This window comes from Streptomyces sp. NPDC006476, from assembly GCF_040612015.1.
Classification (GTDB): Bacteria; Actinomycetota; Actinomycetes; order Streptomycetales; family Streptomycetaceae; genus Streptomyces; species Streptomyces griseorubiginosus_B.
This window is the reverse complement of the sequence record NZ_JBEXPK010000004.1, coordinates 140,319-162,699: the sequence shown is the minus strand read 5'-3', so window position 1 is coordinate 162,699 and position 22,381 is coordinate 140,319. Positions and strand designations below refer to the sequence as shown.

The 22,381-nt window shown below is 70.4% G+C and carries 20 protein-coding genes; 10 read left to right on the top strand and 10 right to left on the bottom strand.

Annotated features, from left to right (window positions below):
• Nucleotides 1-10 precede the first annotated feature (10 nt).
• A complete protein-coding gene (locus tag ABZZ74_RS06470; protein WP_356762302.1) occupies nucleotides 11-2,410 on the top strand; it encodes a transglycosylase domain-containing protein in 2,400 nt (799 codons plus the stop codon).
• 55 nt (nucleotides 2,411-2,465) lie between these two features.
• On the opposite strand, the gene ABZZ74_RS06465 is transcribed toward ABZZ74_RS06470, so the two are convergent.
• From ABZZ74_RS06465 to ABZZ74_RS06455, 3 genes are all read right to left on the bottom strand, one after another.
• Complete coding sequence (locus ABZZ74_RS06465; protein WP_356762182.1) at nucleotides 2,466-4,562, bottom strand: SpoIIE family protein phosphatase; 2,097 nt, start codon at nucleotides 4,560-4,562, stop codon at nucleotides 2,466-2,468.
• Between the two features lie 353 nt (nucleotides 4,563-4,915).
• Nucleotides 4,916-5,608, bottom strand: a complete 693-nt coding sequence (locus tag ABZZ74_RS06460) for a DUF402 domain-containing protein (RefSeq protein ID WP_356762181.1) — start codon at nucleotides 5,606-5,608, stop codon at nucleotides 4,916-4,918.
• Nucleotides 5,609-5,680: 72 nt separating this feature from the next.
• Complete coding sequence (locus tag ABZZ74_RS06455; protein WP_356762180.1) at nucleotides 5,681-7,066, bottom strand: class II fumarate hydratase; 1,386 nt, start codon at nucleotides 7,064-7,066, stop codon at nucleotides 5,681-5,683.
• A gap of 138 nt (nucleotides 7,067-7,204) precedes the next feature.
• Between ABZZ74_RS06455 and ABZZ74_RS06450 the strand changes: the two genes are divergently transcribed.
• The gene (locus tag ABZZ74_RS06450) at nucleotides 7,205-7,714 is read left to right on the top strand and encodes a SigE family RNA polymerase sigma factor (protein ID WP_356762179.1); all 510 of its coding nucleotides are present in this window, start codon (nucleotides 7,205-7,207) and stop codon (nucleotides 7,712-7,714) included.
• Nucleotides 7,711-8,214 (top strand): hypothetical protein, encoded by a 504-nt coding sequence (locus ABZZ74_RS06445; protein ID WP_356762178.1) that lies wholly within the window; start codon nucleotides 7,711-7,713, stop codon nucleotides 8,212-8,214. Before ABZZ74_RS06450 ends, ABZZ74_RS06445 begins: the two co-directional genes overlap by 4 nt.
• Before the next feature lie 238 nt (nucleotides 8,215-8,452).
• Here ABZZ74_RS06445 and ABZZ74_RS06440 read toward each other — a convergent pair whose 3' ends face one another.
• Nucleotides 8,453-10,120 carry a fumarate hydratase gene (locus tag ABZZ74_RS06440; RefSeq protein WP_356762177.1) on the bottom strand — a complete coding sequence of 556 codons (1,668 nt, stop codon included), beginning with the start codon at nucleotides 10,118-10,120 and terminating at the stop codon, nucleotides 8,453-8,455.
• Nucleotides 10,121-10,264: 144 nt separating this feature from the next.
• On the opposite strand from ABZZ74_RS06440, the gene ABZZ74_RS06435 reads away from it, so the two are divergent.
• Together ABZZ74_RS06435 and ABZZ74_RS06430 are read left to right on the top strand one after the other, a co-directional pair.
• Complete coding sequence (locus ABZZ74_RS06435) at nucleotides 10,265-10,957, top strand: DUF1707 domain-containing protein (RefSeq protein WP_356762176.1); 693 nt, start codon at nucleotides 10,265-10,267, stop codon at nucleotides 10,955-10,957.
• Between the two features lie 113 nt (nucleotides 10,958-11,070).
• Nucleotides 11,071-11,448, top strand: coding sequence for a WhiB family transcriptional regulator (locus ABZZ74_RS06430; RefSeq protein WP_356762175.1), 378 nt, complete (start codon nucleotides 11,071-11,073; stop codon nucleotides 11,446-11,448).
• 107 nt (nucleotides 11,449-11,555) lie between these two features.
• Here ABZZ74_RS06430 and glpX read toward each other — a convergent pair whose 3' ends face one another.
• Entirely contained in the window at nucleotides 11,556-12,590 is a 1,035-nt protein-coding gene (glpX, locus tag ABZZ74_RS06425) for a class II fructose-bisphosphatase (protein ID WP_356762174.1), read from the bottom strand.
• Nucleotides 12,591-12,717: 127 nt separating this feature from the next.
• Between glpX and ABZZ74_RS06420 the strand changes: the two genes are divergently transcribed.
• The gene (locus ABZZ74_RS06420) at nucleotides 12,718-13,239 is read left to right on the top strand and encodes a DUF4245 domain-containing protein (protein ID WP_356762173.1); all 522 of its coding nucleotides are present in this window, start codon (nucleotides 12,718-12,720) and stop codon (nucleotides 13,237-13,239) included.
• 66 nt (nucleotides 13,240-13,305) lie between these two features.
• Here the strand turns inward: ABZZ74_RS06420 and ABZZ74_RS06415 are convergent, their stop codons facing one another.
• From ABZZ74_RS06415 to xseA, 3 genes are all read right to left on the bottom strand, one after another.
• Nucleotides 13,306-13,896, bottom strand: a complete 591-nt coding sequence (locus tag ABZZ74_RS06415) for a malonic semialdehyde reductase (RefSeq protein ID WP_356762172.1) — start codon at nucleotides 13,894-13,896, stop codon at nucleotides 13,306-13,308.
• A gap of 146 nt (nucleotides 13,897-14,042) precedes the next feature.
• Nucleotides 14,043-14,276 carry an exodeoxyribonuclease VII small subunit gene (locus ABZZ74_RS06410; RefSeq protein WP_356762171.1) on the bottom strand — a complete coding sequence of 78 codons (234 nt, stop codon included), beginning with the start codon at nucleotides 14,274-14,276 and terminating at the stop codon, nucleotides 14,043-14,045.
• A 9-nt stretch (nucleotides 14,277-14,285) separates the two neighbouring features.
• Nucleotides 14,286-15,494, bottom strand: a complete 1,209-nt coding sequence (gene xseA / locus ABZZ74_RS06405; protein ID WP_356762170.1) for an exodeoxyribonuclease VII large subunit — start codon at nucleotides 15,492-15,494, stop codon at nucleotides 14,286-14,288.
• Nucleotides 15,495-15,580: 86 nt separating this feature from the next.
• On the opposite strand from xseA, the gene ABZZ74_RS06400 reads away from it, so the two are divergent.
• On the top strand, nucleotides 15,581-16,591 hold the full coding sequence (locus ABZZ74_RS06400) for a 4-hydroxy-3-methylbut-2-enyl diphosphate reductase (RefSeq protein WP_356762169.1): 1,011 nt from the start codon (nucleotides 15,581-15,583) through the stop codon (nucleotides 16,589-16,591).
• Between the two features lie 29 nt (nucleotides 16,592-16,620).
• Nucleotides 16,621-17,367 (top strand): polyphosphate--glucose phosphotransferase, encoded by a 747-nt coding sequence (gene ppgK, locus ABZZ74_RS06395; RefSeq protein ID WP_356762168.1) that lies wholly within the window; start codon nucleotides 16,621-16,623, stop codon nucleotides 17,365-17,367.
• Here the strand turns inward: ppgK and ABZZ74_RS06390 are convergent.
• Nucleotides 17,364-17,945 (bottom strand): DUF6542 domain-containing protein, encoded by a 582-nt coding sequence (locus ABZZ74_RS06390; RefSeq protein ID WP_356762167.1) that lies wholly within the window; start codon nucleotides 17,943-17,945, stop codon nucleotides 17,364-17,366. The two genes, ppgK and ABZZ74_RS06390, sit on opposite strands and share 4 nt — an antisense overlap.
• 168 nt (nucleotides 17,946-18,113) lie before the next feature.
• Here ABZZ74_RS06390 and ychF point away from each other — a divergent pair, with 168 nt between their 5' ends.
• On the top strand, nucleotides 18,114-19,202 hold the full coding sequence (ychF, locus tag ABZZ74_RS06385) for a redox-regulated ATPase YchF (protein WP_356762166.1): 1,089 nt from the start codon (nucleotides 18,114-18,116) through the stop codon (nucleotides 19,200-19,202).
• A 108-nt stretch (nucleotides 19,203-19,310) separates the two neighbouring features.
• Here ychF and ABZZ74_RS06380 read toward each other — a convergent pair whose 3' ends face one another.
• Nucleotides 19,311-19,892, bottom strand: a complete 582-nt coding sequence (locus ABZZ74_RS06380; RefSeq protein ID WP_356762165.1) for a Uma2 family endonuclease — start codon at nucleotides 19,890-19,892, stop codon at nucleotides 19,311-19,313.
• A gap of 162 nt (nucleotides 19,893-20,054) precedes the next feature.
• Here ABZZ74_RS06380 and ABZZ74_RS06375 point away from each other — a divergent pair, with 162 nt between their 5' ends.
• Nucleotides 20,055-22,376 carry a DUF4132 domain-containing protein gene (locus ABZZ74_RS06375; protein WP_356762164.1) on the top strand — a complete coding sequence of 774 codons (2,322 nt, stop codon included), beginning with the start codon at nucleotides 20,055-20,057 and terminating at the stop codon, nucleotides 22,374-22,376.
• Nucleotides 22,377-22,381: the final 5 nt, after the last annotated feature.

Sequence of the window (22,381 nt, the reverse complement as noted above, 5' to 3'; positions counted from 1 at the left end):
GATCGGACTCATGGGACGGGCGGAAGAGAGACGAGCGCGACAGCGCGGTGGCCGCCGCGCGGCGCCCCCTACGCGCTCCTCCGCACCGGCGGCGCCGGCGGGCGGCACGGACACGATGGAGCCCACCGTCATCGGCGGCCGGGCGGCGGCCCGCAAGGCGGCCAAGGGCCGGGGCAAGCCCAAGGGCAAGGGGAAGGGCAAGGACGGCCGGAGCTTCATACGCCGGCTCTTCACCTGGAAGAAGATCGTCGGCACGATCTTCGCCCTCTGCCTGCTCGGCATGGGCGCCTTCGTCGCGCTGTACCTCATGACCCCCATACCGGCCGCGAACGCCGACGCCACGCTGCAGAGCAACGTGTACAAGTACAGCGACGGCTCGATCCTCACCCGCAGCGGCAAGCTCAACCGCGAGACCGTCGACCTCGCCGAGGTCCCCAAGGACGTCCAGCACACCTTCGTCGCCGCCGAGAACAAGACCTTCTACAAGGACTCCGGCGTCGACCTGAGGGGCACGGCCCGAGGTCTGCTCAACACGCTCTCCGGCAAGGGCGCGCAGGGCGGTTCGACGATCACCCAGCAGTACGTCAAGAACTACTACCTGACTCAGAACCAGACCGTCACGCGCAAGCTGAAGGAACTGGTCATCTCGCTGAAGCTGGACCGCCAGAAGTCCAAGGACTACATCCTCGCCGGCTACATCAACACCAGCTACTACGGCCGGGGCGCCTACGGCATCCAGGCCGCGGCGCAGGCGTACTACCACAAGGACGCCCAGAAGCTGACGGTCCAGGAGGGCGCGTACCTCGCGGCGCTCCTTCAGGCGCCGAACCAGTACGACTGGGCGATCGCCACCGACACCGGCAAGAAGCTGGCGCAGGCCCGGTGGAACTACGTCCTGGACAACATGGTCAAGATGAACTGGCTGGACGCGAGCAAGCGCCAGGCCCTGAAGTTCCCGGTGCCGAAGGCGCCCAAGGCGGCGCCCGGCATGGAGGGGCAGACCGGCTATCTGGTGGACGCGGCCAACGCGGCGCTGGAGCGGCAGCTCGTGGCCAACGGCACCGCCTCCAACCTCAATGACGCCGAGGCGCTGGTGACCCAGGGCGGCTGGACCGTCACCCTGAACATCGACAAGAAGAAACAGAAGTCGCTGGAGCAGTCGGTCAAGCAGCAGCTGACCAGCAAGCTCGACGCGAAGAAGCGGAAGGTCGACGGCGTCGTCCAGGCCGGTGCCGTCTCGGTCGACCCGAAGACGGGCAAGGTCGTCGCCCTGTACGGCGGCGTCGACTACTTCAAGCACTACACGAACAACGCGACGCGCAGGGACTACCAGCCCGCCTCCACCTTCAAGCCGGTCATCCTGGCCGCCGCCCTCAACGAGGGTGCGAAGACCCAGGACGGCCGGGCCATCGACGCGAACACGATCTACGACGGCACGAGCGGCCGCCAGGTGGTCGACAACGGCACCAAGGTCGGCTTCGCACCGCCCAACGAGGACAAGCAGAATTACGGAAAGATCACCGTCCAGAAGGCGATGAACGACTCCGTGAACTCGGTCTTCGCGCAGATGGGCGTCGACGTGGGCATGAACGAGGTGATGACCGTCGCCGGCAAGCTCGGCATGGACACCAAGGGCATGCAGGCGGTTCCCGCGCAGACGCTGGGCTCCATGGGAGCCAGCCCGATGGAGATGGCGGGCATCTACGCCACCCTCGACAACCACGGCAAGAAGGTCACCCCGACGATCATCAAGTCGGCCGAACGCAAGAACCAGCCGGTCAGCTTCCCGAACCCGATCGGCGACCAGGTGATCACCCCTGAGGCCGCCGACACGGTGACCTCGGTCCTCACGGGCGTGGTCGACGACGGTACGGCGAAGACGTCGGTGGCGAGCAACCCGGAGCGCGACGGCCAGCAGGTGGCCGGCAAGACGGGTACGTCCGACAAGAACAAGTCGGCCTGGTTCACCGCCTACACGCCGAACCTGGTGACCTCCGTCGGCCTGTTCGGCGAGGATCCCAAGTCGCACGCCCAGGTCCCGATGACGGGTGCCACGGGCAATGTTCCCGGAAGCCCGAGCGGCCGTATCAACGGTGGCAGCTACCCGGCCCGGATCTGGGCCGCCTACACCTTCGGGGTGATGGGCAGCGTCACCAAGTTCGAACTGGACACCACCCAGGGCGCTGCGGTCCAGCCGTCGGACACGCCGTCGAGCACGCCGAGCAACACGCCGTCGAGCACGCCGAGCAACACGCCGTCGAGCACACCCAGCAACACGCCGTCGAACTCTCCCAGCAACAAGCCATCGAACTCTCCCAGTAACAGCCCGTCCAACTCCCCCAGCAACAGCCCGTCCAACTCCCCGTCGTCCCCGGTGGACAACCCGCTCAATCCGAACGACGGCCAGTAGACGGCAAGAAGAAGGGGCGCCCGGTGATCACACCGGGCGCCCCTTCCTCACTTCGTCAGCTCGGTACGGCCGTCTTGCTGAGCTCGAACCAGACGACCTTCCCGGTGCTCAGCCGGGTGGCCCCCCACCGCCGCGCCAGACGGTTGACGAGGTACAGGCCGCGGCCGCCCTCGTCGGTGGCGCGGGCCTGGCGCAACCGCGGCAACTGGGGCACGTCGTCACCGACCTCGCAGCGCAGCACGTCGGTGCGCAGCAAGCGCAGGGTGACCGGACGCGACGCGTACCGCACCGCGTTCGTGACGACCTCGCTCACCAGCAGCTCGACCGAGTCGCTCAGGTCCTCCATGTCCCAGCGCGCCAGCGCCCGCCGGGCCAGGCGCCGGGCACGGCCGGGGGCCGCGTCCTCCGGCTCCAGGAACCAGTACGCCACGTCACTCGGCGCGATCCCGTCGAAGCGGGCCGCGAGCAGCGCGATGTCGTCGTCCCGGTCGCCCGGGCCGAGCATGTCGAGCACCTCGTCGCACAGCGCCTCCAGCGGCGGCGGATGGTCCGGCCCCGTCAGCGCCGCGGTCGCGGCGAGCTTCTCGCGCAGCTGCTCTATGCCGGTCCACACGTCCCGCAGCCGGGACTCCACCAGCCCGTCGGTGTACAGCAGCAGCGTCGCCCCGGCCGGCGCGTCCAGCTCCACGGCCTCGAAGTCGACGCCGCCGACGCCGATCGGCGCGCCCGGCGGCACCCGCAGCACCTCGGCCCGCCCGCCCAGATGCAGCAGCACCGGCGGCGGATGGCCCGCGTTGGCGATGGTGATGCGGTGCGAGACGGGGTCGTAGACGGCGTACAGGCAGGTCGCCATGCGGTCCGTGCCGAGGCGCTGGGCCTGCTCGTCGAGGTGGTGCAGGACCTCCTGCGGGGGCAGGTCCAGTCCCGCGAGGGTCTGGGCCGTCGTCCGCAGCTGGCCCATGATCGCCGCCGACGTCATGGAGTGGCCCATGACGTCACCGACGACGAGCGCGACGCGGCTGCCCGGCAGGGGGATCGCGTCGTACCAGTCGCCGCCCACCCGTGCCGTCTCCGCGGCCGGCAGATAGCGCGAGGCCAGCCGGACGCCCGTCGGGCGCGGGAGGGTCTCCGGGAGCATCGTGCGCTGCAGCTCGTCGGCGATGTACGCCTCGCGGCCGTACAGCACCGCCTTGTCGATGCCCAGCGCGCTGTGCGTGGCCAGCTGGGCGGCGACCAGGAGGTCGTCCGGTTCGAAGGGGATGCGCTCCGGGCGGCGCAGGAACAGCGCGGCGCCGATCACCCGGCGCCGGCCCCGCAGCGGGGCGAGGATCGCGCGCTGGCCGCCGGGCACGGCCAGTTCGCCGCCGTCGCCGAGCAGTTCGGGCAGCGCGGCGTGGGCGCCGGGCGCGTCCGTGAAGACCGGCCGCACCCCGCGCAGCACCTCCGCGAGCGCGCTGCCGGGCCGCACCTCGCACAGCTCGGCGCCCAGCGTGTCCAGCTCCGACAGCTCGGCCGGCTCCGGCTGGAGCGCCGGTGAGAAGCCCTCGGTGTCCCGCTCGGTCGGGATGCGGTCGGTGCGCCGCAGCCGCAGCACCAGCGGGCCCGTGGGGCGCTCGTCGCCGACCGGCAGCGGATCGCGCAGATAGACCAGGATCGCGTCGGAGAACGTCGGCACGGTCGCCCGGCACAGACCCATGACGATCTCGTCCAGGTCGATGCCCCGGGCGATCCGCCGGGTCGCCGCGCCCACGAACCTGAGCCGGTCCCCGTCCCGCCGCATGGGCGTGGGCCGCCCGGGCGGCAGCCCCTGTCCGGTACGGCGCTCGGGGCCGTCCTGCGGCCGGTCCGGCTCGGTTCCCGGCTGGGCCGGGATGGACTCCGGCACGGGCCGCGGGCGATGGGTGTCGGGTTCCACGGCCGCGGGCTGGGAGTGCTCGGGGCCGCTGATGTCGGAGGGCGAGGCCGGTTCCTTTCCCTTGGCGCACGGCGTGGCCGTACCCGGCGTCGACGGAGTCTCCCCGGTGCGTGCCTGTGCGGGTAAGGCGGCCGAGGGCGTGGCCACCGGTGCCTGGGTGTGCAGGAGCGCCCCGCGGGCGTCCGCGGGGTCGGCGCCCGGCTGCGGGCGCTCGAAGGAGATCGGATGCTCCGTCACGCGTGTCGAATCCGTCCGTCCGGGGCTGCGCGCCGTACGCGCGGTTGGTCCCGCCGAAATCCCGATACCCGGAATACATGCACCCGGAACGGAATTCCCGCGTGGTCAGAGGATGTTCCTGTGCCACCGGCGAACCGTTCACGGCCCGTTCCGGTGTTGCCCTCGTACCCCTCGCTCACGTCCTGCCGCCCCTCGGTGACGATCGGTCAAGCCCGGCGCATGCTCCGCCCGTTGCTACTGCGCGCCCACCCGTCACCCGACCACCGCCCCTCGACGACGGTGCTGCGCACCGACCCCTGACTACTTTGTGGAGGACGATCCTACGGTTGCGGACCGGGGGCGCATCAAGGGTCTCATGTGGACACGTGCGCGGGCGTACGGTCCCAGTCCTCCGGCAACGAAGGTACAGCCCAGGACGGATCCGGGCGCCAGTGCTGCCAGCCGTCGCTGTACGGCGGGCCCCAGGCGCGGATCACCTCCACCGCGGACAGTCCCGCCCGGCGTACCTGTTCGGCCACGTGATCGTCCATCAGCCCGTCCTGCCGGGCCTGCGCGAACTCGTCCTCGTCGCGCCAGGCCCAACTGCGGTCCGGATACACACAGATGTCCAGGAAGTGGTCCTCGGAGTCGACTCCACCGGCCCAACGCTCCAGCGGGGTCTCAAGGTTGACGTACCAGTTCTTGAACCGCCAGCCCGGCTCCCAGAACAGCCACACCGACCAGGGCTCGCCGGGCCGGGCCAGCTTCAGCACACCCGTGCCGAACCAGCGGTCGAGCTGGACGGTCCGGGGCTTGGTGTAGCGCGAACCCAGCGGTTCCTGGTGCACCGGCGTGCCGTCGGCGAGCACCGGTTTCACGCACTCCGTACCGGGCGCCAGCCACACGGCGAGCAGCTCGGCGTCGTCCCGGACGACGGTGACGGGACGCGCGATGTGGACGCGGTCGCCGGCGTTCTCCCGGTACCGCCACAGGACCTGTGTCCCGGGGGCCCAGAAGCCCGTCGACCCGCCCGCCACGTCCGCACTCACCGCTCCACCGTCCGTCATGCACAGATATTAGGTGCCGCAGGCATACGACGCTGCGGCGCGCGTCACGGTTCTCGCCACGGCGACGATCGGTTACGGGCGCGTCATCCGCAGGACATCCAGCGCCTCGTCGAGCTGCTGTTCGGTCAGGTCGCCGCGCTCCACGTACCCGCTCTCCAGCACCACCTGACGGATGGTCTTCCGCTCGGCCAGCGCCTTCTTGGCGACCTTCGCGGCCTCCTCGTACCCGATGTACTTGTTCAGCGGCGTCACCACGGACGGCGACGACTCGGCGTACTCGCGGGCCCGCTCCCGGTTCGCGGTGATGCCGTCCACGGTGCGGTCGGCGAGCAGCCGGGAGACGTTGGCCAGCAGCCGGACCGACTCCAGGATGTTCTTCGCGATCACCGGCAGCATGACGTTCAGCTCGAAGTTGCCGGCCGCCCCGGCGGTGGCGACCGTGGCGTCGTTCCCGATGACCTGCGCGGCGACCATGAGCACCGCCTCCGGGATCACCGGGTTGACCTTGCCGGGCATGATCGAGGAACCGGGCTGGAGATCGGGCAGCGCGATCTCGGCGAGCCCCGTGCGCGGGCCGGACGACATCCAGCGCAGATCGTTGGCGATCTTCGTCAGCCCGACCGCGATCGTCCTGAGCTGCCCGCTCGTCTCGACGATGCCGTCCCGCGCGCCCTGCGCCTCGAAGTGGTCGCGGGCCTCGGTCAGCGGCAGCCCGGTGACCCGGGCGACCTCCTCGATGACGGCCGCGGAGAACCCGGGCGGGGTGTTGATGCCGGTGCCGACGGCGGTGCCGCCCAGGGGCAGCTCCGCGAGCCGGGGGAGCGAGGCGTGCAAGCGCTCGACGCCGTACCGGATCTGGGCCGCGTACCCGCCGAACTCCTGACCGAGCGTCACGGGCGTGGCGTCCATCAGATGCGTCCGCCCCGACTTCACGACGTCCGCGAACTCCTCCGACTTGCGCTCCAGCGAGCCGGCCAGGTGCTCCAGGGCCGGGATCAGGTCCTGGGTGACGGCAGCGGTCGCGGCGATGTGGATGGAGGAAGGGAAGACGTCGTTGGACGACTGCGAGGCGTTGACGTGGTCGTTGGGGTGGACGTCCCGGCCCAGCCGCTCGCTCGCCAGCGTGGCGACGACCTCGTTGGTGTTCATGTTGGACGAGGTGCCCGAACCCGTCTGGAAGACGTCGATCGGGAAGTGCTCGTCCCAGTCGCCCCGGGCGACCTCCGCGGCCGCCTCCTGGATCGCCTCGGCGATGTCCTTGTCGAGCACCCCGAGCCGCGCGTTCACCTTCGCGGCGGCGCCCTTGATCCGGGCGAGCGCCTCGATGTGGGCGCGCTCGATGTGCTGGCCGGAGATGGGGAAGTTCTCGACGGCGCGCTGCGTCTGGGCCCGCCACTTGGCCTCGGCGGGGACGCGTACCTCACCCATGGAGTCGTGCTCGATCCGGTATTCGCTCATGTCCCGTACAGCGATCGGGAGGGCGGGGATGTTCCGGCCCCTGGGCCACCCGGGTGCTGTGACCCACGTCTCACCACGGCCGTGCAGCAGACCGGGGGGCGTGCGCGTCGAGGACGGGTGACAGGAAGGGAGGAGCGTGTGGAGACGGACTTCGACGCTTTTGTCGCCGCCCGGTCGGCCGCGCTGTTCCGGGGTGCCCTGGTGCTCACGGGCAACCGTGACGCGGCCGAGGACCTGGTCCAGGAGACCCTGGAGCGGGCCTGCCGCAAGTGGCGCGCGATCTCGGCCAAGGACGCCCCCGACGCCTATGTGCGGCGGATCATGGTGAACCTGGCCAACGACCGCTGGCGCAGGTTCCGCAGGACCGTGCCGGACAGTGGCGAGCGCGTGGCGCCGGGGGACGAGTACGGACAGGTAGACAGCAGGGACCAGTTGGTGCGCGCGCTGCAGCAACTGCCCATGCGGATGCGGACGGTCGTGGTGCTGCGGTACTTCCACGACCTCTCCGACAGCGAGATAGCGGTCGATCTGGACATCTCCCCGAGCACGGTGCGCTCGCAGCTGGCCCGGGGGATCGAGAAGCTGAGAAGCCAGTTCCCCGCACTCTCCGACCCTTCACCGCGGCAGCCCCAGGGAGGAATCCGATGACGTCGCACGAGGCGCGGCCCTCCGGCTGCGCACCCTTCGAAGAGGAACTGGTGAACGCCATGAACCGTTACGCGAACTCCGCCGACGCGCCCGACTTCGACGCGCCCGGCATCGTCCGCCGCACCCGGCGCAGGCGGGCCGTCGGCATCGCCGCGGTCGCCACCGCGCTGATCGTGGCGGGCGGGGGCACGGCCCTGGCCGCGATGTCGGACGGCACCGGCCACAGGGCGCGGCCTGCGGCGAGCAGCACGGTCGCCAAGAGCGACGCCGCCACCATGCTGATCCAGTTCGATGACGGCGCGACGCTGCCGATCGACTTCTCGAGGTGGAACCTGAAGGAGGCCAAGGCGTACTTCGACAAGACGCAGAACAAGCTCGGCACCGTCACCCGCAAGGCCGTCAAGGGCTGCAAGCCGGGGCTGGTGGTCGGCCTGGACCCGCACGCCCCGACGGTGACCAACCCGGGCGACACCGTCAACGTGACCCTGTGCGCGGGCTGACGTGAGACGCCCGCCCCTGCCGCAATCAGGGGCGGGCGTCCGTCCGGGAGGTCAGGCCAACCCCCGGCGGCACCCGTCAGCCCGTCCGGCGTTTGAGGACGAGGCCCTTTCGGCCGATCGGGGGTCCAGGGGACGGAGCCACCTGGGAGCGAGCGGGGTTGGAGGGGCGGCAGTCCCTGGGGATGGGACGGGTAGGGGCGGCGGGGGCGAGAATCCGTCTCCCGCCGCGCCCGAGGTACTACGCCAGCCCGGGCCCCCGAACCGGAATCGACGTGAACGTCGGCGCCGGGGCGGGGTCCTGGAAGAAGTCGTTGCCCTTGTCGTCCACCACGATGAACGCCGGGAAGTCCTCGACCTCGATCTTCCAGACCGCCTCCATGCCGAGCTCCTCGTACTCGACGACCTCGACCTTCTTGATGCAGTCCTGGGCGAGGCGGGCGGCCGGGCCGCCGATGGAGCCGAGGTAGAAGCCGCCGTGGCTGCCGCAGGCGTCCGTGACCTGCTTGCTGCGGTTGCCCTTGGCGAGCATCACCTTGGAGCCGCCCGCGGCCTGGAACTGCTCGACGTAGGAGTCCATGCGGCCGGCGGTCGTCGGGCCGAAGGAACCGGAGGCATAGCCCTCTGGGGTCTTCGCCGGGCCCGCGTAGTACACCGGGTGGTCCTTCAGGTACTGCGGCATCTCCTCGCCCGCGTCGAGGCGTTCCTTGATCTTGGCGTGCGCGATGTCCCGGGCCACGACCAGCGGACCGGTGAGCGAGAGGCGGGTCTTCACCGGGTACTTGGTGAGTTCGGCGAGGATCGACTCCATCGGCTGGTTGAGGTCGATCTTCACGACGTCCGAGGACTCGTCGAGGTGCTCGTCGGTCGTCTCCGGCAGGAAGCGCGCCGGGTCCGTCTCCAACTGCTCCAGGAAGACGCCCTCGGGTGTGATCTTGGCGAGCGCCTGGCGGTCGGCCGAGCAGGAGACGGCGATGGCGACCGGGCAGGACGCACCGTGCCGCGGCAGCCGGACGACCCGTACGTCGTGGCAGAAGTACTTGCCGCCGAACTGCGCGCCGATGCCGATCTTCTGCGTCAGCTCGAAGACCTTCTGCTCCAGCTCCTTGTCCCGGAAGCCGTGCCCGAGCTCGGAGCCCTCGGCCGGGATCTCGTCCAGGTAGTGCGCGGAGGCGTACTTGGCGGTCTTCAGCGCGTACTCGGCGGACGTACCGCCGACGACGATCGCCAGGTGGTACGGCGGACAGGCGGCCGTGCCCAGCGAACGGATCTTCTCCTCCAGGAACTTCATCATGGAGGCCTCGTTCAGGACGGCCTTGGTCTCCTGGTACAGGAACGACTTGTTGGCGGAGCCGCCGCCCTTCGCCATGAACAGGAACTTGTAGGCGCCGCCGTCGGTCGCGTACAGCTCGATCTGGGCCGGGAGGTTGGAGCCGGTGTTCTTCTCGTCCCACATGGTCAGCGGGGCCATCTGCGAGTAGCGCAGGTTCAGCCGGGTGTAGGCGTCGTAGATGCCCCGGCTCAGGGCCTCCTCGTCGCCGCCCTGGGTGAGGACGTTCTGCCCGCGCTTGCCCATGACGATCGCCGTACCGGTGTCCTGGCACATGGGGAGCACGCCCGCGGCCGCGATGTTGGCGTTCTTCAGCAGGTCCAGCGCGACGAACTTGTCGTTGGCGGACGCCTCGGGGTCGTCGATGATGCGGCGGAGCTGGGCGAGGTGGGCGGGCCGCAGGTAGTGCTGGATGTCGTGGATGGCCTCCTCGGCGAGCTTGCGCAGCGCCTCCGGCTCCACCTTGAGGAACGTCCGCCCGTCGGCCTCGAAGGTGGAGACACCCTCGGAGGTCACCAGCCGGTAGGGGGTGGTGTCCTCTCCCATGGGGAGCAGATCGGTGTACGCGAACTCAGGCATCGCAGCCCATTCCTCACTCGACAGACGACGACCCGCCGACGTTGGCGGGCCTCACCAGCCTAGAACCTGTCCAAGGCCGGAAGTCTGTGAGGTAAGGCTCAGTCGGGGGTGTCGCGATCTATCGTGTTTGGGTACGCTGCTGCCGTGGACCTTCAGAAGCACACCGAACCCGCCCCCGCGGCGCCGGAGCTGCGTGCCTCGGACGCCGACCGGGACCGTATCGCCGACATCCTGCGCGAGGCCCTCGCCGAGGGCCGCCTGACCGCCGACGAGCACGCCGAGCGGGTGGAGGGCGTTCTCGCCGCCAAGACGGTCGGCGAGCTGGAGGTCTTCATCCGGGACCTGCCGGCCGCCCACCGCCATCGCGCGGCCCCCGCCTTCGCCGCGGCCCCGAGCCGCCCCACCCTGGGTGCGATCCCGGTGGACCCGGACGACAACGTCGTGGCGGTGTTCAGCAGCGCCATGCGCAAGGGCCGCTGGCGGGCCGGCCGCCGTATCCACGCGTACGCGATCTTCGGCAGCGTGGAGATAGACCTCAGTGAGGCCCTCTTCGAGTACCAGCAGGTCGTGGTCAAGGCGGTCTCGGTCTTCGGCAACATCGAGGTCCGCGTCCCGGAGAACGTGTCGCTGCGCGGCACCGGCGGCGGTGTGCTCGGCAACTTCGAGGTGGCTCCGCTGGATTCGTCCGACCCTGACGCCCCGGTCGTCTACGTCGACGGCTGGGCCGTGCTGGGCAACGTGGAGGCGCGGCCCAAGCGGGGCAAGCTCGTCGCCGACATCCTCGATCGGGTTCAGCACAAGGTCGACCGGAGTTTGCGCAAACACCTGGGCCATTGACAAGTGTGAATCGTGGATTCCAGCGGTTCGGAACTCAGTGCATAGGCGCGCGCACAGCGGGTAGGGCTTGCTGCATCGTCTCTCGCTCGCGAAGCCGTCGTCAGGAGTAGACCGTGCTGCAACCGCCGCATACGTCCCTGCAGGTAGCTGCCGTACCGGCCCAGCGGGGGCCCGTGCGGGACAGGGACCAAGACGCTCCATGGCACACCGAGGCGGTGTGCCGGCGCGACGAGGCCGGCCTGTTCTTCGCCCCATCCAAGGAACCCACCGCCGCCCGGCTCTCCCGCGAGGAGGCGGCCAAGCGGGTCTGCGCCCGCTGCCCGGTCATGGTCGAGTGCCGCGAACACGCCCTGGTGCAGCCCGAGCCCTACGGCGTCTGGGGTGGCCTCACCGCCGCCGAACGCCGCGTGGTCCTGGCCCGCCGCCGACGCCGCGAGATGGAGCTGAAGAAGGCCGCGCGGGCCCAGGGCCGTATAGCGCAGGCGGGCTAGGGCCAACAGGCCCCAGGGCCAACCGGCCCTCGTGGCGAGACGCACGTGAGCCGGGCGCCCCCTCCGCACCAGGGGGCGCCCCCTTGTTCACGCGCCGGCCGCCGCCGCTACTTGGCGCGGTCGAAGTCGATCGCGCTGTAGGCCCGCAGCTTGCTCAGCCGGTGGTCGGAGGCGATCCGCCGGACCGTGCCCGACTTCGAGCGCATCACGATCGAGTCGGTCGTCGCGGTCTCCGAGCGGTAGCGCACCCCGCGCAGCAGCTCGCCGTCGGTGATGCCGGTCGCGACGAAGAAGACGTTCTCCCCGGACACCAGGTCGTCGGTCATCAGCACCCGGTCCAGATCGTGCCCGGCGTCGATCGCCCGCTGCCGCTCCGCGTCGTCCTTCGGCCACAGCTTGCCCTGGATGGTCCCGCCCAGGCACTTCACCGCGCAGGCCGAGATGATCCCCTCCGGCGTACCACCGATGCCGAGCAGCATGTCGACGCCGGTGCCCTCGCGCAGCGCGTAGATCGACCCGGCGACGTCTCCGTCGGAGATCAGCTTGATCCGCGCGCCCGCCTCGCGGATCTCCTTGATGATCCCCTCGTGCCGCGGCCGGTCCAGGATCACCACCGTCACGTCCTCCGGGGTCGAACGCTTGGCCTTGGCGACCCGCCGGATGTTCACGGACACCGGCGCGTCGATGTCGACGAAGTCCGCCGCCTCGGGCCCGGTGACCAGCTTGTCCATGTAGAACACGGCCGACGGGTCGAACATCGACCCGCGGTCGGCGGCCGCCAGCACGGCGATCGCGTTCGGCATGCCCTTGGCCGTCAGGGTCGTGCCATCGATCGGGTCGACGGCGATGTCGCACTCCGGCCCCGTGCCGTCTCCGACACGCTCCCCGTTGAAGAGCATCGGCGCCTCGTCCTTCTCGCCCTCGCCGATGACCACGATGCCGTTCATCGACACCGTGTGGACGAGGGTCCGCATGGCGCGCACGGCGGCACCGTCGGCGCCGTTCTTGTCGCCCCGCCCGACCCAGCGGCCGGCGGCCATCGCGGCGGCTTCGGTCACCCGGACGAGTTCCAGGGCGAGGTTGCGGTCGGGGGCTTCGCTGGGGACTTCGAGCTCGGACGGCAGGTGATGATGCTCGGTCATCGAGGCGCACCTTTCTGATACGACGACGGCCGGATGAGGGTTCGACCCTCGACTCTATCGTCAGTCCGACAAAATGAGCAGGGGACCCCACGGATGAGCGGACCGGGCACCTGCGACGATAGGGGGCGTGGCAGGTTCGAACGGCAAGCAGAAAACGGTCCGGGACATGATCCTCTCCCTGGGCCTGATCGGGATCGCGGCGGCGCTCATCTACGTGTTCATCCCGCACGACGACTCCGCTCCCGACATCCCCCGGGTGGACTACCGCGTCGAGCTCCTCACGGCGCGCCGTTCCGCGGCCTACCCGGTGGCCGCCCCCGAGGGCCTGCCGACGGCCTGGAAGGCGACCTCGGTCCGCTTCGACGGCGCGAACTTCGACGCCTGGCACCTGGGCTTCCACGCCCCCGACGGTCAGTACGTGCAGATCGAGCAGTCCACTCAGAAGCCGTCGGAGTTCATCGACCAGGCCACCCAGGGCGCGGCGGCCACCAAGAACACCCAGCGGATCGACGGCCGGACCTGGACCCGCTACACCGGCGGACGCTACGACGCCCTGGTGCTGCCCGCCAAGGGCTCGACCACGGTGGTCGCGGGCACCGGCTCCTTCCAGCAGTTGACCGAGATGGCGCAGGCATTGAAGACGTCGTGACCGCGTCCGAGCGTGCGAGAGGCCCCCGGCGACACCGCCGGGGGCCTCTCGTCGTACGGAACCCGCTCAGACCGTGGTGACGACCTGCTCGTACTCCAGGCGCGGGGAGCGCGGGAACCAGGCGTCCTCGCCCGGCTTGCCGATGTTGACGACCATCAGCGGGGTGTGGTCGTCGTCCAGGAACTCCTTCTGGATGCCCGCGAGGTCGGCGCCGGTCATCGGGCCCGCGGCGAGGCCCGCGGCGCGCACGCCGATGATGAAGTAGGCGGCCTGCAGGGCGGCGTTGAGGCCGGCGTTCTTCTCGCGGGCCTCGCGGCTGCCGGCGAACATGTCCTTGGCCTGCGGGAAGTGCGGGAAGAGGTGCGGCAGCTCCTCGTGGAACTCGTTGTCCGCGGAGAGGATCGCGACCAGCGGAGCGGCGGCGGTCTTCTTCTGGTTGCCCTCGGCCAGGTGCTTCACCAGACGCTCACGGGCCTCGGCGGAGCGGACCAGCGTGACCCGCAGCGGCGACTGGTTCATGGACGTCGGGCCGTACTTGACCAGGTCGTAGATCGCCTGCACCTGCTCTTCGGTCACCGGCTCGTCGGTGAAGGTGTTCGCGGTGCGGGCCTCACGGAACAGCAGGTCCTGGGCGGCGGGGTCGAGAACGAGAGACATGCGGGATCTTCCTCGGGGTGGCGTCGGACTCCGTACCGGACCGCGGTCCGGATAGGCTGACGTCACGAAGGTACGTCAAGGAATTTCAAGCTTCAACAAAAACCGGGTCGGGGTGATCCGCTTCACACGAACCCCTCCGTGTACGGCTACTCGCCTTCCTCGTCCGCGGTCTCTTCCTCCTCCGCCAGTGCCGCGTCCAGCCGGGCCCGCGCCCCGTCCAGCCAGCGCCGGCAGACCTTGGCCAGCTCCTCGCCCCGCTCCCACAGCGCCAGGGACTCCTCCAGCGTCGTACCGCCGGCCTCCAGCCGTCGTACGACCTCGATCAGCTCGTCCCGGGCCTGCTCGTACCCGAGCGCCTCTTCCGCCACCTTGCTGCTCATCCGCCCACCCTAGACATCGACTCGTACGGAGAACTCACCCTCGGAGACCCGCGCCCGCAACGGCTCCTGAGCCGCCACCTCGGCCGGGTCCCGCACCACGTGCCCGTCGGCCTTCTGCAGCACGGCGTAACCGCGCTTCAAGGTGGCGGCGGGGGAGAGGGCCACCACGCGCGCGTGCGTGTGCGTCAGCTCGGAGTCGGCGCGGTCGAGGAGATGCCCGAGGGTCCGCCGGGACCGCTCGACCAGCGAGGCCACGTGGTCGGCCCGCTCGTCGATCATCCGGTGCGGATCCTCTATCGAGGGCCGCGCGAGGGCGTGCGCGAGCCCCCGCTCCTCCCGCTCGACGAAGGCCTCCATGCACCGCCGCGCCCGGTCCCGCAGCTGCCGCACCCGCTCGTACTCCTCCCCGACGTCCGGTACGACCTTCTTGGCCGCGTCGGTCGGTGTGGAGGCCCGCAGGTCGGCCACGTAGTCGAGAAGGGGGTTGTCCGGCTCGTGGCCGATGGCCGACACCACCGGCGTACGGCACTCGGCGACCGTGCGCACGAGCTGCTCGTCGGAGAAGGGCAGCAGATCCTCCACGCTGCCCCCGCCGCGCGCGACGATGATCACGTCCACGTCGCCCAGCTCGTCGAGCTCCTTCACGGCCTGTACGACCTGCGGGACGGCGTGCACGCCCTGGACGGCTACGTTGCGCACCTCGAAGCGGACCGCGGGCCAGCGGTGCCGGGCGTTCTCCAGCACGTCCCGCTCGGCCGCGGAGGCCCGTCCGCACACCAGCCCGATCAGCTGCGGCAGAAACGGCAACGGCTTCTTCCGCTCCGTCGCGAACAGGCCCTCGGCGGCCAGCGTCTTCTTCAACTGCTCCAGCCGCGCGAGCAGTTCACCGACCCCGACGGGCCTTATCTCGGCGGCGCGCAGCGAGAGCTGGCCGCGGGGCGCGTACCACTCGGGCTTGGCGTACACGACGACCCGCGCGCCCTCGCTCACGATGTCGGCCACCGCGTCGAACGTCTGCCGATAACAGGTGACCCCGATCGAGATGTCGTACGAGGGGTCGCGCAGCGTCAGGAACACCACCCCGGCGCCGGGCCGCCGCGACAACTGAGTGATCTGCCCCTCGACCCAGACAGCCCCCAGCCGGTCGATCCACCCGCCGATGAGCCGCGACACCTCACCGACGGGCAGGGGAGTCTCCGCGGACGTGTTGAGAGCCATGCCGCGAGGGTAACGGCCGCGGCTGACACCCCGGGCCGGCTCCGCCGACCGGACATGATCTTCGGCCTCCCGGGCGCGGCCTTACGATGGTTCGCATGACCGCTTCGCCTGGCCGCCGTGTCCTGCTCGCCGCCCCCCGGGGCTACTGCGCGGGTGTGGACCGCGCCGTGATCGCCGTCGAGAAAGCCCTGGAGCAGTACGGGGCTCCGATCTATGTCCGGCACGAGATCGTGCACAACAAGTACGTGGTGCAGACCCTGGAGAAGAAGGGCGCGATCTTCGTCGAGCGCACGGAGGAGGTCCCCGAGGGGAACATCGTGATGTTCTCCGCGCACGGCGTGGCCCCCGTCGTCCACGAGGAGGCCGAGCGCGGCAGGCTGGCCACCATCGACGCGACCTGCCCGCTGGTCACCAAGGTCCACAAGGAAGCCGTCCGCTTCGCCAAGGAGGACTACGACATCCTCCTGATCGGGCACGAGGGCCACGAGGAGGTCATCGGCACCTCCGGCGAGGCCCCCGACCACATCACGCTGGTCGACGGCCCCGGCGACGTCGCCGGGGTCGAGGTCCGCGACCCGTCCAAGGTCGTGTGGCTCTCCCAGACCACGCTCTCCGTCGACGAGACCATGGAGACCGTCGACGCCCTCAAGGAGAAGTTCCCGCAGCTGATCTCCCCGCCCAGCGACGACATCTGTTATGCGACCCAGAACCGTCAGCTCGCGGTGAAGCAGATGGGCGCCGAGGCGGACCTGGTCATCGTGGTCGGCTCCCGCAACTCCTCCAACTCCAAGCGCCTCGTCGAGGTGGCCAAGCTGGCCGGCGCCCGCGAGGCCCACCTGGTGGACTTCGCCGACGAGATCGACGAGGCCTGGCTGGAGGGCGTCTCCACGGTCGGCGTGACCTCCGGCGCCTCCGTCCCCGAGGTCCTGGTCGAGCAGGTCCTTCAGTGGCTGTCGCAGCGCGGCTTCGAGGACGTGGAGATCGTCAAGGCGGCCGAGGAGTCCATCACCTTCTCGCTGCCCAAGGAACTCCGGCGTGACCTCCGCGAGGAGGCGGCGGCACTGATCGCCGAGCGCACCGGAACCTCGGCCGAGTGACCGCCAGTCGTCCGTCGTAACGTAGGGCCATGCAGATCTTCGGCGTTGACATCGGCGGATCCGGGATCAAGGGCGCCCCTGTTGATCTCGACAGGGGCGACCTGGCCCAGGAGCGGTTCAAGGTGCTCACCCCGCACCCTTCGACACCCGACAGCGTGGCCGACGGGGTCAAGCTGGTCGTCGACCAGTTCGGGTGGACCGGCCCGGTGGGCCTGACCTTCCCGGGCGTGGTCACGGACGGCTCCCACATCCGTACGGCCGCGAACGTCGACAAGAGCTGGGTCGACACGGACGCGCGCGCGTTGTTCAGCGAGCGCCTCGGCGGCCTCCCGGTGACGGTGGTCAACGACGCGGACGCGGCGGGCGTCGCCGAGATGCACTTCGGCGCCGGCAAGGACCGCAAGGGCGTGGTCATCCTGCTGACCTTCGGCACCGGCATCGGCAGCGCCCTGTTCGTCGACGGGATCCTCGTCCCCAACAGCGAGCTCGGCCACCTCGAACTGCACGGCCACGACGCGGAGAAGCGCGCCTCCAGCAAGGCCAAGGACGACGAGGAACTCTCCTGGGAACACTGGGCGCACCGCGTCCAGAAGTACCTCGCCCACGTCGAGATGCTCTTCTCGCCCGACCTGTTCATCATCGGCGGCGGCGTCAGCCGCAAGGCGCAGAAGTTCCTGCCGCACATCGAGGGCATCGCGGCGGAGATCGTCCCGGCCCAGCTGCAGAACAACGCGGGCATCGTGGGCGCGGCGATGCACGCGGCGACGGACGGCTAGCGGAACGGGTCGTTCCGATACCTCAGCGCCTGCCGGCGCCGTAGGGCGATCTTGCGCACGGTGACGACGACTCCCGCGACCAGCGTCCCCCCGTACAGCCACAAGGCCTGCGTGGCGAGCGCCGTCACCAGGCCCATCAGGCGGCCCAGCAGCCCGCCGCCACCGTCGTCGGCGATCGGCAGCAGGCCCACGGCGAAGGCGATCGGTACGACGACGGGGGCGCTCACCAGGTCGTTCCTGCGCACCCAGATCGCCGTCAGCAGGCACACCGGCAGGAACAGCACGCCGTAGAAGGCCGTCGACGACCCGAAGAGCAACGCGTCCAGGCAGCCCAGCACGAGCATCGCCGTCCCGCTGAACAGACCGCCGCCCAGCCCGGTCAGCCGCGGGTTCGGCAGCCGCCGCACCGCCTCGTCCGGCAGCGGACCCGGCTGCCGCGACGCCGGACGGGCGGCCGGACGTTGCTGCGCGGGACGGGCGCCGGCCTCGGCGGCCCCGCCCTGCGCCGCCTGTGGGGGCAGCGGGGGCGTGCCGCGTCGCGTTCCGTCGTGCGGGGGTCGCGTCCTGTGTTGCTCCACACGACCAACCTAGGTCGGTTTATGTGCCGAATCGCGTCTCGGACACGCCGGAGGGCAGAGCTTGGCCATGCGTTCGATCGGTCGCCGGAGCGGGGGCGGGCACGCCGTAGACTGGGGGATCGGCCCAGCCCCTCCAGTCCCCTCCTCTCACGTACGGGAAGTCGCAACGTGTCGCTCACGATCGGAATCGTCGGTCTGCCGAATGTCGGCAAGTCGACCCTGTTCAACGCCCTGACCAAGAACGACGTGCTCGCGGCCAACTACCCGTTCGCCACGATCGAGCCGAACGTGGGCGTGGTCGGCGTCCCCGACGCGCGGCTCACCAAACTGGCCGAAATCTTCTCCTCGCAGCGCGTCCTGCCGGCGACCGTCGACTTCGTCGACATCGCGGGCATCGTGCGCGGCGCCTCCGAGGGCGAGGGCCTGGGCAACAAGTTCCTCGCCAACATCCGTGAGTCCGACGCGATCTGCCAGGTCATCCGCGCCTTCAAGGACGAGAACGTCGTCCACGTCGACGGCAAGGTCTCGCCCAAGGACGACATCGAGACGATCAACACCGAGCTGATCCTCGCCGACCTCCAGACCATCGAGAAGGTCCTGCCGCGCCTGCAGAAGGAGTCGCGGATCAAGAAGGACATCGCGCCGAAGGTGAAGGCCGTCGAGGAGGCCAAGGAGATCCTGGAGAAGGGCGACACGCTCTTCGCGCACGGCATCGTCCAGGGCAGCGAGCGCGCGGAGCCTCTGCACGACCTGCACCTGCTGACGACCAAGCCCTTCCTGTACGTCTTCAACGTCGACGAGGACGAACTGGTCGACGAGGACTTCAAGAACGAGCAGCGCGCCCTGGTCGCCCCCGCCGAGGCGATCTTCCTCAACGCCAAGCTGGAGTCGGACCTCGCCGAGCTCGACGAGGAGGAGGCGCTGGAGCTGCTCCAGTCCGTCGGCCAGGACGAGCCCGGCCTCGCGACCCTGGCCCGTGTCGGCTTCGACACCCTCGGCCTGCAGACCTACCTCACGGCCGGCCCGAAGGAATCCCGCGCCTGGACCATCAAGAAGGGCGCCACCGCCCCCGAGGCCGCCGGCGTCATCCACACCGACTTCCAGAAGGGCTTCATCAAGGCGGAGGTCATCTCCTTCGACGACCTGGTGGAGACCGGCTCGGTCACCGAGGCCCGCGCGAAGGGGAAGGCGCGGATGGAGGGCAAGGACTACGTGATGCAGGACGGGGACGTGGTCGAGTTCCGCTTCAACGTGTGAGTGGTCGTTGCCGTGAGCTAAACGGTTCGTCACACGTGCAGGTCAGATGGGGCCGGGCTCTGTGAGTCCGGGCCCATCTGCGTTCCCGTGCTGACGTGGTGCTGACTCCTACTTGCTCCTCGGCGGGGTGAGCTTGTCGAGATCCAGGCTGATCTCGTACGGCACAGGCCGCTTCAGGGTGCCCCGGAAGATGCCGGCGGGCGCGTAGGCGCCAGTCGGTTTGTCGAGTTCATAGACGTGGACGACGGGGGCGCCGTCCTCGTCCTCGATGCACCAGTAGTGCGGGATGCCGGCCTCCGCGTACTTGCGGAGCCTGACCGTGCGGTCTCGGTGCGCGGACTCGGGTGAGACGACCTCGATGACGAGTCGCACCTCATCGGGTGCGAACCAGGTTCGGTCGCCGTCGTAGGGGGCCGTCGTCAAGAGCAGATCGGGCTCGGGCCGGTTTCGCTCGTCGAGCTTTATGGTCATCTCGCGGCCGACGCTGACATCGCTGGGCGCCTGTTCCATGAGGGCGACAGTGAGCATGGTGACGAGGTGGCCATGCCACCACCGCTGGGGCGACATCACGAAGACGAGGGCTCCGTCGATCAGCTCGGTGTGGCGGGGTGCCTCGGGGAGGCGGTCCAGGTCCTCCGCGAACCAGCCTTCCTCGCGCGGGGGGCGCATCCAGTCGGGCAGTGCGGTCATGGCTAAACCGTAGCGACTCGGCGAGGTCCGGGCCACGAGAGCGTCTCAGAAGCTCGTTTCCACAGGTGAGAGCGTTGCGGTGGGCGTTCCGGTTCAACGTGTGAGCGGTCCCCGCACCGGGACGCGGACCGACTGTCAGTGGTGGCTGCCATCATCCCGGGCATGCTTCACGACACGCTCATGCGCGCGCTGACCGGACCGGGGGTCCCGGTCGAGGTTTCGTACGACGAGCTGGCGCGGCTCTCCGACGAGGAGCTCGGCAGCCTCCTTCCGGAGGTCTACGCCGTGCCTCTCACGGCGTCGCAGGAGTTGACGGGCCTCGCGGCCGCCGTCGAGAGGGCCGCGAGGGGCCGTCGGCCGCGCTACACGCCCGAGGCGTGCCGTCGGATGTTCGACGTGCTCGTCGCTCAGAGCGAGGAGGGGAGCTGGGCGGACCTGGAGCGGGGCGTGGACGCGCTGGAGCACTGCACCGGCCCGCTGCCGGATGTCTCCGAACATGTCCGAGCCCTGGTCGGGTTGCGGCTGGCGAAGGACGCCGTGCACCAGCCGTTCGTGTTGGTCGTGATGGCCCGTCTCCTGGGCGAGGAGACCCTGCGCGCGGTCGTGGAGCGGTTCGCCCGGGACGCGGGTCCCGTCGTCGGCGACGAGATCGCCGTCGTCGCCGGCCTCGACGCGGCCGGACAGGCACGGCTGTCCGAACTCGCCCGGCAGGACAGGTACGGCTCGCCGCCGCCCGACACGGACGCGTGGCGCGGCGCCGCCGAGAACCCCGCCTATGCCGCGTTCGCCCGCCGCGCGCTGGAGACGGCGGCCGACCGGACCGACGCCGTCCGGGCCGGCGAGATCCCCTACCGGGCGGACAAGGCGTTCACCGACGGGGAGGTCGCCGCACTCGGCCGGGCCGCCCGCATCGCCCTGCTGCGCGACGAGCCCTGGCTGCCCGCCCTCCTCGACCGGCTCCTCCCCGGCATCGCCCTCGCCCCGACCGCCGCGAGAACCCTCCCCTCCCAGGCGCTGCTGTACGAACTGGTCCGGGCCGCACGGGACTTCCCGACGCCCGAGCTGGTGACCGCGATACGCCAGGTGCGCGCCGTCGTCCGGCACGCGGGCGTGCCCAAGCAGCTCGACAAAATGCTCAAGCACGTCGACGCGGCCCTCGCCGAGCGCACCGACGTGGCGCTACGGATGCCGGCCCTCGGCTTCGGCGCCGACGGGGTGCTGCGCCGGGAGGCGGGCGAGGAGTACGCCGTCGTCGTCACCGTCGAGGGCACCACCGCCACCCTGACCTGGGAGAAGGACGGCCGCCCCCTGCGCTCGCTGCCCGCTCCCGTCCGTCGCGACCACGCCGGGCTGGTCAAGGAGACGCGCGAGCTGGTGAAGCGCGTGGGCGTCCAACTGGCCACGCTCGTGCGTGCGTTGGAGGGCGGCTACACGGTGGACGCCGTGCACTCCTACGGCTGGTGGCGGGCCGAGCTGGCCGGGCATCCGCTCGCCCGGTCCGTCGTGCGCCGGCTGATCTGGGAGGTCGAAATCGCGCCGGGCACCTGGCGGGCCGTCCTGCCCGAGACCGGCGACCTGCCCGATGCGCCGGAGGACGCCGCCGTACGGCTGTGGCACCCGATCCGCGCCACGCCCGAGGAGGTGCGCGCCTGGCGGGACCTGCTGACGGAACGTCGGCTCAGGCAGCCGTTCAAGCAGGCGTTCCGGGAGATCTATCTCCTCACCCCGGCCGAGGAGGAGACCCGCCTCTACTCGAACCGTTTCGCGGCCCATCTCGTCCACTACCGGCGGCTGTTCGCGCTGTTCCGCGCGCGGGGCTGGAAGAGCGACCTGCTCGGCCCCTGGGACGGCGGGGAACAGGACGTGGCCGTGCGGACCCTGGCCGGCGGCGAGTGGCAGATCCGCTTCTTCCACGCCCTGGCCGATGCCGCGGGCGAGGAGCAGCTGGCCGCGACCGATCAGGTGCGGTTCGCCCGCAGGGACGGCGCCGCCTGGCGGGAGGCGCCGCTCGTCGACGTTCCGCCGCTGGTGTTCAGCGAGGCGATGCGCGATGTGGATCTCTTCGTCGGCGTCACCTCCGTGGCCGCCGACCCGGAGTGGACCGACGGGGGGCCGGTGCGTGCCTACTGGGAGCGGGCCGGCTTCGGCGAGCTGACCGCGAGCGCCGAGGCCCGCCGGGACGCCCTGGAGCGGATCCTGCCGCGCCTGAGGATCGCCGACCGCTGCTCGCTCGACGGCCGTTTCCTCGTCGTCCGCGGCGACCTGCGCACGTACCGGATCCATCTCGGCTCGGCCAACGTCCTGATGGATCCGGACGGCGCCTATCTGTGCGTCGTCCCCGCTCGTGACAAGGGCGACGGGAAGGTGTTCCTGCCGTTCGAGGACGACCGGCTCTCGATCGTCCTCAGCAAGGCGTTGCTGCTGGCCGGTGACGCCGGGATCACGGACCCGTCCGTCCTCCGGCAGATCGAGCGCGCCGCCTGACCGGC

Bases quoted from the DNA above. Each gene is read 5' to 3' on its own strand.
- ABZZ74_RS06410 (WP_356762171.1), bottom strand. From the start codon at position 14,276: ATGAGCAGCAAGGTGGCGGAAGAGGCGCTCGGGTACGAGCAGGCCCGG.
- ABZZ74_RS06460 (WP_356762181.1), bottom strand. From the start codon at position 5,608: ATGACGGACGGTGGAGCGGTGAGTGCGGACGTGGCGGGCGGGTCGACG.
- glpX (WP_356762174.1), bottom strand. From the start codon at position 12,590: ATGACCGAGCATCATCACCTGCCGTCCGAGCTCGAAGTCCCCAGCGAA.
- ABZZ74_RS06455 (WP_356762180.1), bottom strand. From the start codon at position 7,066: ATGAGCGAATACCGGATCGAGCACGACTCCATGGGTGAGGTACGCGTC.
- ppgK (WP_356762168.1), top strand. From the start codon at position 16,621: ATGCAGATCTTCGGCGTTGACATCGGCGGATCCGGGATCAAGGGCGCC.
- xseA (WP_356762170.1), bottom strand. From the start codon at position 15,494: ATGGCTCTCAACACGTCCGCGGAGACTCCCCTGCCCGTCGGTGAGGTG.
- ABZZ74_RS06470 (WP_356762302.1), top strand. From the start codon at position 11: ATGGGACGGGCGGAAGAGAGACGAGCGCGACAGCGCGGTGGCCGCCGC.
- ABZZ74_RS06445 (WP_356762178.1), top strand. From the start codon at position 7,711: ATGACGTCGCACGAGGCGCGGCCCTCCGGCTGCGCACCCTTCGAAGAG.
- ABZZ74_RS06375 (WP_356762164.1), top strand. From the start codon at position 20,055: ATGCTTCACGACACGCTCATGCGCGCGCTGACCGGACCGGGGGTCCCG.
- ABZZ74_RS06415 (WP_356762172.1), bottom strand. From the start codon at position 13,896: ATGTCTCTCGTTCTCGACCCCGCCGCCCAGGACCTGCTGTTCCGTGAG.
- ABZZ74_RS06380 (WP_356762165.1), bottom strand. From the start codon at position 19,892: ATGACCGCACTGCCCGACTGGATGCGCCCCCCGCGCGAGGAAGGCTGG.
- ABZZ74_RS06440 (WP_356762177.1), bottom strand. From the start codon at position 10,120: ATGCCTGAGTTCGCGTACACCGATCTGCTCCCCATGGGAGAGGACACC.
- ABZZ74_RS06400 (WP_356762169.1), top strand. From the start codon at position 15,581: ATGGTTCGCATGACCGCTTCGCCTGGCCGCCGTGTCCTGCTCGCCGCC.